Raw genomic sequence first — 10,319 nt, forward strand, 5'->3', positions numbered from 1 at the left:
TCAGATCAGTATATCGCTACTTGGTGATACGGCGATAGACCGTCGGTGTAATTTCTGGGGCGTGGGCGTCCAGTTTTATTGCCGCTTTCACGGCTTTAGCCGCTTCCTGCCAGCTCGATTCATCTTTCGCATGAATCACCGCCAGCGGACGTTCGCCATCAACTTTATCGCCAAGGCGCGCCATATCGGTAAAGCCAACGCTGTAGTCAATAGTATCGGAAGCCTGGCGACGACCGCCGCCCATCGACACCACCGCCATCCCCAGCGCGCGGGTATCCATTTCAGAGACAAATCCGGCGCCTTCAGCATAGACCGCTTTGCTCAGCATTGCCGTCGGCAGGTATTTCGCATAGTTTTCGACAAAGTCGCTCGGCCCCTTCTGCGCCGCCACCATGCGGCCAAAGACTTCTGCCGCTTTACCGTTATCCAGCACCGCCTGCAATTTCGCGCGCGCCTCGGCGTCATCCGCCGCCAGCTTGCCGGAAATCAGCATTTCCACGCACAGCGCCATGGTGACGTCGTACAGGCGCGGGTTGCGGTATTCGCCGGTCAGGAACTGTACCGCTTCGCGAACTTCAACGGCGTTACCCGCGCTGGAGGCCAGCACCTGGTTCATATCCGTTAACAGTGCGGTCGTGCGCACGCCGGCGCCGTTGGAGACGCCAACGATCGCTTCGGCAAGCGCTTCTGAAAGCTCATAAGTCGGCATAAAGGCGCCGCTGCCGACTTTAACGTCCATCACCAGCGCGTCCAGACCTTCCGCCAGTTTCTTGGCCAGAATAGACGCGGTAATCAGCGGGATGGAATCCACCGTCGCGGTAATATCGCGGGTGGCATAGAAACGTTTGTCAGCCGGCGCGAGCGAGCTGGTCTGCCCGATAATCGCCACGCCGACATCTTTAATAATTTCGCGGAAACGCGCGTCGTCCGGGAAAATATCAAAACCCGGGATCGCTTCCAGTTTATCAAGCGTACCGCCGGTATGGCCGAGACCACGCCCGGAGATCATCGGTACGTAACCGCCGCAGGCGGCAACCATTGGCCCCAGCATCAGCGAGGTGACGTCACCCACGCCGCCGGTCGAGTGTTTATCGACGATCGGGCCGTTGAGGTTAAGGCTTTTCCAGTCGAGAACGGTTCCTGAATCCCGCATCGCCATGGTCAGCGAGACACGTTCCGGCATAGACATATCATGGAAGAAGATGGTCATCGCCAGCGCGGCGATCTGTCCTTCAGAGATAGTATTATCGCGGATACCGTTGATGAAAAAGCGAATTTCTTCATCGCTTAATACATGACCATCACGTTTTTTACGAATAATTTCTTGTGCGAGAAACACGGTAACCTCCCAAATAGTATAAATTGCCGGATGGCGGCGCGAGCGCCTTATCCGGCCTACAGGCATCCATTCGTAGGCCGGATAAGCGCAGCACCATCCGGCGTATCAAGGGATTAGTAGCTGCTGGCGCTCTTACCGTCGCCGTGACCCAGGGCTTTCAGCAGGCTAGCCAACAGGCTGGATGCGCCGAAACGGTAGTGACGGGAATCGGCCCAGTCGGCGCCGAACAGTTCATCAGCAATCGCCAGGAACTGTTGCGCATCTTCCGCGCTGCGCACGCCGCCGGCAGGTTTAAAGCCAACGGTTTTCTCAACGCCCATATCGCGGATCACTTCCATCATGATGCGCGCGCTTTCCGGCGTCGCATTCACCGGCACTTTACCGGTAGAAGTTTTGATGAAATCCGCGCCCGCTTTAATAGAGATTTCAGACGCCTTACGAATCAGCGCTTCTTCTTTCAGTTCGCCGGTTTCGATGATCACTTTCAGCAGCACATTCGCCGCCGCACAGGCTTCTTTACAGGCTTTCACCAGATCAAAACCCACCTGCTCGTTACCCGCGATCAGCGCGCGGTACGGGAAAACCACATCCACTTCATCCGCGCCATAAGCGATTGCCGCGCGGGTTTCCGCCAGCGCGATATCGATATCGTCATTACCATGCGGGAAGTTAGTCACCGTCGCGATGCGGATATCCGGCGTTCCTTGTTCGTTCAGCGTCTTACGGGCAATCGGGATAAAACGCGGGTAGATGCAGACCGCAGCGGTATTTCCCACCGGCGTTTTCGCCTGATGACACAGAGCGATCACCTTCTCATTGGTGTCGTCATCGTTCAGGGTGGTCAGATCCATCAGTTTCAACGCGCGCAGGCTGCTTGCTTTCAAATCAGTCATTTCATACTCCGACGGCGTATTGCCGGTTCAATAGTTTGTTCACCTTGCGAGCCTGTTACTATTGTAACAACCGCTCGCCATTACACTTCGACATTCATCACAGTTAATGAAAACTAATTACTAATTTGCATTACTGTAACGTGATAAAAATCACAATTAACCAGCAATTCCCGCCAGCCTCACCGTCATCTCCTGTTTAAGCATAATCGGCAAACCGAAGTTCATGGTGATGTTATTATTCTAACATATCAAAACGAGTTATCTCGACGTCATGGCGCACAAATTGTGCAAATCCTGGCCATAAATATACTTTCTGATTGAAACTTAATGGATTTTATATTTATAAAAAATGATGGGATTGTCACACCCGACCAGAACCGGGGACGACGTTGTCCAGTATGTGGGTCGTTAGAGGGTTAGCGCGGTAAAGAGGTTTTTGGTATTCGCCAGTAGTGCCGCTTCAATTTCCTGCGCCGGTTCCGCGCGCAGTTCGCAGAGCGAGTCAAAGACGCGGGCCGCCTGTTCCGGGCGGTTCGGCTGTCCCTGAAAACCATTCAGCGGCATATCCGGAGCATCGGTTTCCAGCAGCAGCGAAGAAAGCGGCAGACGCGCCATAACATCGCGAGTTTTGCTGGCGCGGGGATAGGTAATGGTACCGCCAACGCCAATCTTATAGCCCAGCTGTACAAAACGTTCCGCCTGCTGCAGGCTGCCGGCAAAACCATGCACCACCCCGGCGCGCGGCAGGTTATGTTTTTTTAGCAACATCGCCAGCTTATCGTGGGTGCGGCGCGAATGCAGGATCACCGGCAAATCGTAACGCTTTGCCAGCCGCAACTGCGCTTCCAGCAGCGCCTGTTGGCGATCGTATTGCGGATCGTCGCGGTAGAGATCGAGGCCAATCTCCCCGACGGCCACGAGTTTCGGATGACGCTGTGCAAGATAGCTTTCCAGTTGCGCTAACCCGCGGTCATCATGCTGTTCGATAACAATGGGATGCATCCCTAACGCGGCATACAGCGGCTCGTGTTGCTCCGCCAGCGCCAGCACGCGAGCAAAGCGCGCGGCGGATATCGACGGCACGATTATGCGCCCAACGCCGGCCTGTGACGCCCGTGCGATACTCGCCGGTTCATCCTCTGTAAATGGGGGAAAATCGAAATGACAGTGGGTATCAATAAAGCGTAACGTCACGCCAGATCCTCGTTATTAAAGCTAGGGTCATTAGCCTGCGGCGCGGTGATAATCGCCTGTTGCGGCGTTTCGTTAGCTACCGGCAACGGCGGCACCACTACCGACGTCGGCATTGCCACACGCGGCGCATGACGTAACAGCGGCGGTTGCTCGGTCAGCAGTTTCCCTACCGTAGCGAGGAAGTAGCGGCCGCACTGGCGTCCGGTTTTATAATCTTCCAGCAGCGCCGGCAGACGGCTGCCAAGCGCCATACTGCGCAGCGGCCGCTGCGGATAGATTTCGAATATCCGCAGTTTACCCGGCGGTTTTTCAATAAACTGCTGCGTCGCGCGATAGGTGGTTTCGTGGTGCTGTACCAGGTTCACAAACGGCTGCAAACTGCTTTCCCCCAGCCAGCGCTCCATCCGTTTAAACCACTGCGGAGTGTAGAACATCTGCGAAGGGACGGTACGGATAACCACGATAGTCTGCGCGCCGCGGCGCGCCGCCTCCTGCACAGGGATCGCGTCGCTGACGCCGCCATCGAGATAATTCACGCCATCCAGCAGGACACCGCTACGGTAAAAACCTGGAATGGCGCTGGAGGCGCGGATCAGATCAAGCCAGGTCTGGCGGGTGGGGGAAAAATAGTTTGCCGTGTAGTCGTCACCGCGGCAGGCGCACATCCACAGCTCTTTACCCAGCGCGAACTGCTCCTCGGCATAGTTCATCGCCAGCGGCATTTGTTGTGCAGTGGAATCGACCAGCCAATCGAGATCGATAAGATTGCCGCCGCGTACGAAGCGCATCGGGTCAAAAAATTGCCGCGAGGTGGTGTAACGCGTAATGACTTTACGGGCGTAGCCCTGCTGATTACAGATATAAGCGGAGATGTTTTGCGCGCCAGCGGAAGTGCCTAGCATCAGGTCGAAAGGGTTAAATCCAGCGCGCATGAATTCGTCCAGAACCCCGGCTGTGAAAATACCTCTCTGACCACCGCCTTCGCACACCAGAGCCAATTTGCCTGGACGGAAGGGTTTTACCGCTAACGGGGCGATATTGCCCAACGTCACGGGAATGCGCTGCCCCACCCTGCTTTCCTGTTTGTTTATTTTCTGTCATTAAAGTAACGCAAATTGTCGTCCCCTGAAACCGCAAAAGCCAGTCACATTGACTGGCTTTATGTAAGACGTTATGTCATCACTGCGCGGTTATTGATTCACGCCTTTCGGCACATCGCCTCTAGGGTCGTTTTCGCCCGGTAAACAGGCTGACCAGGAAAATGATAATACCGACAACAAAGACGATTTTAGCCGCCCACGCCGCGGTACCCGCCAGACCACCAAAACCCAATGCGGCGGCAATTAACGCGATGATCAGAAAAATAATGCCCCATCTAAACATACTGTTCTCCTTACCATATGATTAACGGTCGCTTTTCTGCGCGCTCAGGCCGCGCATACATCAACCCTGCGTACAACTCGCTCAGCGGTCTCGCCGCTGGCGAATATCTTTTAATAAATACCCTTACTGCACTTTAAGATCGTTTTTCACGCTCTTAACACCGGTAACCGCTTTGGCAATGTCTGCCGCGCGATCGACCTGCTTGCTCGATTCCAGGGTTCCGGAGAGGTGTACCACCCCGTTGCTGGTTTCCACCGTCACCTTACGCGACGGAACGATATCGTCCGCGAGCAGTTTGGCTTTGACTTCGCTGGTGATTGCGGTGTCGCCGGCATAGCCCTTCAGGCTCGCGGATTTTTCACCCGCCACGGTCAGCTTGTCGCTTACCGAACTCACCCCTTCGACGCCTTTCGCCGCGCTAACGGCCTGTGATTTTTGCTCAGCGCTCTCCACCGTTCCGCTTAAGGTCACCACTTTGTTTTCCGTTTTCACCGAGATATCGGTGCTACGGATACTTTTGTCATCGATCAGCGCCGCTTTGACACGGGCGGTGATCGTGCTGTCATCCATAAAATCGCCAACCTTGTTGATCGATTTATCGACGCTTTCTCCGGCGCTGGTCGCGGCGGCCTTCGCGCTATCGGTTGCGGTAGTTTCCGCATAGGTCGAGGCGCTTATCAACGCTGAGCCTAAGAAGAGAGGCAGCAATAGCCTGGCGCTCTTTAGTCTGGTCATTGGTATGCCCTCACGATGTCTGCTTTGGTAAAACACATGGCTATTTATTCAGCCAGGTTTCTGAAAAGTGCTTAATAAATATAGTAGATGAGCGGAGATGCGGCGGAGGGTTTGAATAAAAAAGCTACGATTCGCGCAGATTTAAGAACTTTCTATGGTAAGGAGTGTGGCTGGAAAAACAGGCTGGAGCGCAGCATCGCCGCGCTCCAGAGAGATATTAGTGTTCGCGGGTTTTGCGGAACACTACGTCAGGGTAACGCTCTTGCGTCAGGTTCAGGTTCACCATCGTCGGGGCGATATAGGTCAGATTATCGCCGCCATCCAGCGCCAGCTGAACTTCGTTCTTACGCTTAAACTCTTCGAATTTCTTCACGTCTGTCGATTCAACCCAACGCGCGGTGGCCACGTTGACGGATTCGTAAATCGCTTCAACGTTGTATTCGCTTTTAAGACGCGCTACTACCACGTCAAACTGCAGCACGCCGACGGCGCCAACGATCAGATCGTTATTAGCGATAGGGCGGAAGACCTGTACCGCGCCCTCTTCAGACAGCTGTACCAGCCCTTTCAGCAGCTGTTTCTGCTTCAGCGGATCTTTCAGGCGAATACGACGGAACAGTTCCGGCGCGAAGTTCGGAATACCGGTGAACTTCATCATTTCGCCCTGGGTAAAGGTGTCGCCAATCTGAATGGTGCCGTGGTTATGCAGACCGATAATATCGCCAGGGTAGGCTTCTTCAACGTGCGAGCGATCGCCCGCCATAAAGGTCAGCGCGTCGGAAATCACCACGTCTTTGCCGATACGCACCTGACGCAGCTTCATGCCTTTCTCGTATTTGCCGGAAACCACGCGCATAAAGGCCACGCGGTCGCGGTGTTTCGGGTCCATGTTGGCCTGAATCTTAAACACGAAGCCGGTGAATTTCTCTTCTGTAGCCGTCACTTCACGGGTATCAGTGTTACGCGGCATCGGCGCCGGCGCCCACTCCACCAGACCATCCAGCATATGATCCACGCCGAAGTTGCCTAATGCGGTCCCGAAGAACACCGGAGTAATTTCGCCCGCCAGGAACAGTTCTTTATCGAACTCGTTCGAAGCGCCCTGCACCAGTTCCAGTTCATCGCGCAGCTGCTGCGCCAGATCGTCGCCCACCGCGGCATCGAGTTCAGGGTTATTCAACCCCTTAACCACGCGCACTTCCTGAATGGTGTGCCCTTTACCGGTCTGATAGAGGTAAGTTTCATCTTTATAAAGATGATAAACCCCTTTAAACAGCTTGCCGCAGCCGATAGGCCAGGTAATCGGCGCGCAGCCGATTTTCAGCTCATTTTCAACTTCATCCAGCAATTCCATCGGATCGCGGATATCACGGTCGAGTTTGTTCATAAAGGTGAGGATCGGCGTATCGCGCAGACGGGTAACTTCCATCAGCTTGCGGGTACGATCTTCGACGCCTTTCGCCGCATCGATAACCATCAGACAGCAGTCAACCGCCGTCAGGGTACGGTAAGTATCTTCGGAGAAGTCTTCGTGCCCCGGGGTATCCAGCAGGTTAACCAGGCTGTCATGGTACGGGAACTGCATCACCGAGGTGGTAATCGAGATCCCACGCTGCTTTTCCATTTCCATCCAGTCGGATTTAGCATGCTGGCTGGAACCACGGCCCTTCACGGTACCTGCGGTCTGAATCGCCTGTCCGAACAGCAGCACTTTTTCAGTGATGGTGGTCTTACCGGCATCCGGGTGAGAAATAATGGCAAAAGTGCGGCGTTTAGCCACCTCTTGCAGATAAGGAGACAACGTCATAATTCAATCTTCTAAGTAAACGCGGCAATGGGCCGCGCATGTGGAATACGAAAAATTGCGGCTATTTTACCCATCAATGGGGGGGAGGCAATTAGTGTTTACACAGGAGTTGCTCCAGTTCGCTTAAAGAGGTCACCGTCCAGTCTGGCTGCAGGTCTGCCGGCAGCGTTTGCTGGTGCGCATTCAACCAACAGGTGGCAAGCCCGGCATTGACGCCGCCGCGGATATCCGACTCGGCGGTATCGCCAACCATCAATACCCTGTCGCGCGACGGATTACCCGCTTGCGCCAGCGCGTAATCGAAGATACGCGCATCCGGCTTCGCGACGCCGACTTCCTCAGAAATAATCAGCAAATCAAAGTGATCGCGCAGGCCTGTTCGTTCCAGTCGAGTCTGCTGCAACGAGGTAAAACCGTTGGTGATGATGCCCATTTTTACCTTGCCCTGCAGCGCATTCAGCAGCGATACAGCGCCCGGCAGCGGCGCGCAGATTTCCGCCATCGCATTCATGAAAGCGTCGTTCAGTTCGCCCGGAGGGACGTTCAAACGTTCCGCCCAGCTATCAAAACGCTGATGCTGTAATTGTAGCGAGGTGATGGCGCCGTTTTGATAATCCACCCACAGCGGCTTATTAACGGCCTGATAGTCCTGAAAATCTTTGGCGGTAAATGTCACGCTATAGTCGAGAAACATCCGCTGTAAACCGCTGAAAGAGTCAAACGTAAACAACGTTTCATCGGCATCAAAGAAAATCCAGTCCCATTTCATCGTTTCACCTTGTCTTACATACTGATTGGCAGAGCCATGATAATTGCGTCTTCACGCCCGTCGGCCGTAGGGTAGTAATTGCGGCGGATAGTCGCCTCGTTAAAGCCTAAGCTTTCGTAGAGCGCGATGGCGGCGACATTCGATGCCCGCACCTCCAGCCACAGCGTGACGACGCCGAGTTTTTCGACTTCATCAATAACATGTTCCAGCAGTTCCCGTCCCAGGCCGCGGCGCTGGTAGGCGGGGTCGACGGCGATGTTAAAAAGCGTCGCTTCATCAAGGACAATCTGAGTAATGGCAAATGCCGCCATTTCTCCATCCACTGCCAGTTGGTAATTCAGATAACGTTCACCCTGATTGCTGGCAAAGGTTTGTTCGCTCCACGGAAAAGCGTGGGCGCGTTTTTCGATTTGCCAGGCTTTGGATAAATCAGCCGTGCTGAGGGTAGAAATCGTGTTCATGTGCGCAGATTTGTTGCCAGAGCGCGATGCGAGCCGGCACGCTGCTCTGAAGTTCATCAAAAACGGGCGTCGAGACCTGGGCGCCCGCCAGCGACAGCGGCGTCTCGCAGCCCAGTCGCCAGCTGTTGCAGCGGCTATTTTGCGGCAGCATCGCTACCCGGTCCGGCGTAAGCTGCAGTACCTGATCGGCGCGAATCGAGAGCGCGCGCAGAATATCGCTAATGAGCGGTTCAGTCAGCGACGGCGGGGTTTCCGCCACCATCACCAGACGAATATGTTCAGGAAGCGAGATAGCGATTTCGCCCTGCAACGCCCCCGGGCGACGCAGCGACCACTGGGTAATTCCCAGTTGCTGTAATTGCCAGTCTCGTCGGGAAGTCATAGCGAAACACTCCTGTTAAACAAGCGCGCAATATAGCAAATCCGTCGTATCTGCGCCAACAAACTACTATAATCGGCGCCAGTCTTATTGAAGGAGTGTTTCATGTCAGCTTTTACCCCGGCAAGTGAAGTCTTGCTGCGCCACAGTGATGATTTCGAGTCCGCCCGCGTTCTGTTTGCCGGTGACCTGCAGGATGACCTGCCTGCACGTCTGGATACCGCGGCCAGCCGCGCTCATACCCAACAATTCCACCACTGGCAGGTCCTGAATCGCCAGATGGGCGACAACGTTCGTTTTAGCTTAGTGGCCGAGGCCGCCGACGTCGCCGATTGCGATACCCTGATCTACTACTGGCCGAAGAACAAGCCAGAAGCGCAGTTCCAACTGATGAACCTGCTCTCTCTGCTGCCGGTGGGGAGCGATATTTTTGTGATCGGCGAAAACCGCAGCGGCGTACGTAGCGCCGAGCAAATGCTCGCCGAATACGCGCCGCTGAATAAAGTGGATAGCGCCCGCCGCTGCGGTCTCTACCACGGCCGTCTGGAAAAACAGCCCTCCTTCAACGCCGAACAGTACTGGAACGAGTACACGCTCGATAATCTGACCATTAAAACGCTGCCGGGCGTGTTCAGCCGCGACGGCCTTGATGTCGGCAGCCAGCTGCTGCTGTCGACCCTGCAACCGCACACCAAAGGTAAAGTGCTCGATGTCGGCTGCGGCGCCGGGGTGCTTGCCACGGTACTGGCCAGTCATTCACCGAAGGTACGCCTGACGCTATGCGACGTCAGCGCTCCGGCGGTCGAAGCCAGCCGCGCGACGCTTGCCGCGAATGGTTTTGAAGGCGAGGTTTTTGCCAGTAACGTCTTCTCTGAAGTCAACGGCCGTTTTGACATGATCATCTCAAATCCGCCATTCCACGACGGCCTGCAGACCAGTCTTGAAGCGGCGCAGGCGCTGATCCGCGGCGCGGTCCGCCATCTGAACAGCGGCGGCGAACTGCGTATCGTTGCTAACGCCTTCCTGCCGTATCCGCAGGTGCTGGATGAGACGTTTGGCTTCCACGAAGTGATCGCCCAAACCGGCCGTTTCAAAGTTTACCGCACGGTGATGACTCGCCAGGCCAGGAAATAATTTTCTTTTCCCATCGGCGGCATGCTCGACGTGCCGCCAGGCCTTCCCTTCGCTCTGAATAGCCCATTTTTGCAGCAATCGAGAAAACCTGCATAATTAACTATTGACGTGTCGCCGAAAACCACTAGAATGCGCCTCCGTGGTAACGATACTTTTTAGTGTCGATGGTATGCGAAGGTGGCGGAATTGGTAGACGCGCTAGCTTCAGGTGTTAGTGTCCTTACG

11 protein-coding genes are annotated in these 10,319 nt (G+C 55.0%); 1 reads left to right on the plus strand and 10 read right to left on the minus strand.

Annotated features, from left to right (window positions below):
• Positions 1-16 precede the first annotated feature (16 nt).
• The 10 genes from deoA to ABLU78_RS14855 form a co-directional block, all read right to left on the minus strand.
• Complete coding sequence (gene deoA / locus ABLU78_RS14810; RefSeq protein ID WP_015368380.1) at positions 17-1,339, minus strand: thymidine phosphorylase; 1,323 nt, start codon at positions 1,337-1,339, stop codon at positions 17-19.
• A gap of 113 nt (positions 1,340-1,452) precedes the next feature.
• Complete coding sequence (gene deoC, locus ABLU78_RS14815; protein WP_015368381.1) at positions 1,453-2,232, minus strand: deoxyribose-phosphate aldolase; 780 nt, start codon at positions 2,230-2,232, stop codon at positions 1,453-1,455.
• 408 nt (positions 2,233-2,640) lie between these two features.
• On the minus strand, positions 2,641-3,426 hold the full coding sequence (locus ABLU78_RS14820) for a metal-dependent hydrolase (protein WP_015368382.1): 786 nt from the start codon (positions 3,424-3,426) through the stop codon (positions 2,641-2,643).
• Positions 3,423-4,496, minus strand: coding sequence for a patatin family protein (locus tag ABLU78_RS14825; protein WP_032715971.1), 1,074 nt, complete (start codon positions 4,494-4,496; stop codon positions 3,423-3,425). The genes ABLU78_RS14820 and ABLU78_RS14825 overlap by 4 nt, the downstream gene beginning before the upstream one ends.
• Positions 4,497-4,647: 151 nt before the next feature.
• On the minus strand, positions 4,648-4,809 hold the full coding sequence (locus tag ABLU78_RS14830; protein ID WP_015368384.1) for a DUF1328 domain-containing protein: 162 nt from the start codon (positions 4,807-4,809) through the stop codon (positions 4,648-4,650).
• Positions 4,810-4,932: 123 nt separating this feature from the next.
• Positions 4,933-5,544: a molecular chaperone OsmY gene (gene osmY / locus ABLU78_RS14835; RefSeq protein WP_020079668.1), complete on the minus strand. Its 612-nt coding sequence runs from the start codon at positions 5,542-5,544 to the stop codon at positions 4,933-4,935.
• Between the two features lie 217 nt (positions 5,545-5,761).
• Positions 5,762-7,351 (minus strand): peptide chain release factor 3, encoded by a 1,590-nt coding sequence (prfC, locus tag ABLU78_RS14840; RefSeq protein ID WP_015704321.1) that lies wholly within the window; start codon positions 7,349-7,351, stop codon positions 5,762-5,764.
• A 91-nt stretch (positions 7,352-7,442) separates the two neighbouring features.
• Positions 7,443-8,120, minus strand: a complete 678-nt coding sequence (yjjG, locus tag ABLU78_RS14845; RefSeq protein WP_015368388.1) for a pyrimidine 5'-nucleotidase — start codon at positions 8,118-8,120, stop codon at positions 7,443-7,445.
• A 14-nt stretch (positions 8,121-8,134) separates the two neighbouring features.
• On the minus strand, positions 8,135-8,581 hold the full coding sequence (gene rimI / locus ABLU78_RS14850) for a ribosomal protein S18-alanine N-acetyltransferase (RefSeq protein WP_015368389.1): 447 nt from the start codon (positions 8,579-8,581) through the stop codon (positions 8,135-8,137).
• Positions 8,550-8,963 (minus strand): DNA polymerase III subunit psi, encoded by a 414-nt coding sequence (locus ABLU78_RS14855; protein ID WP_032715969.1) that lies wholly within the window; start codon positions 8,961-8,963, stop codon positions 8,550-8,552. The genes rimI and ABLU78_RS14855 overlap by 32 nt, the downstream gene beginning before the upstream one ends.
• Positions 8,964-9,065: 102 nt before the next feature.
• On the opposite strand from ABLU78_RS14855, the gene rsmC reads away from it, so the two are divergent.
• Entirely contained in the window at positions 9,066-10,094 is a 1,029-nt protein-coding gene (gene rsmC, locus ABLU78_RS14860) for a 16S rRNA (guanine(1207)-N(2))-methyltransferase RsmC (protein ID WP_020079670.1), read from the plus strand.
• The last annotated feature ends 225 nt before the right edge of the window (positions 10,095-10,319 follow it).

The sequence above is a fragment of the Klebsiella sp. JN_Kp122 genome, from assembly GCF_040062085.1.
Taxonomy (GTDB): domain Bacteria; phylum Pseudomonadota; class Gammaproteobacteria; order Enterobacterales; family Enterobacteriaceae; genus Klebsiella; species Klebsiella aerogenes.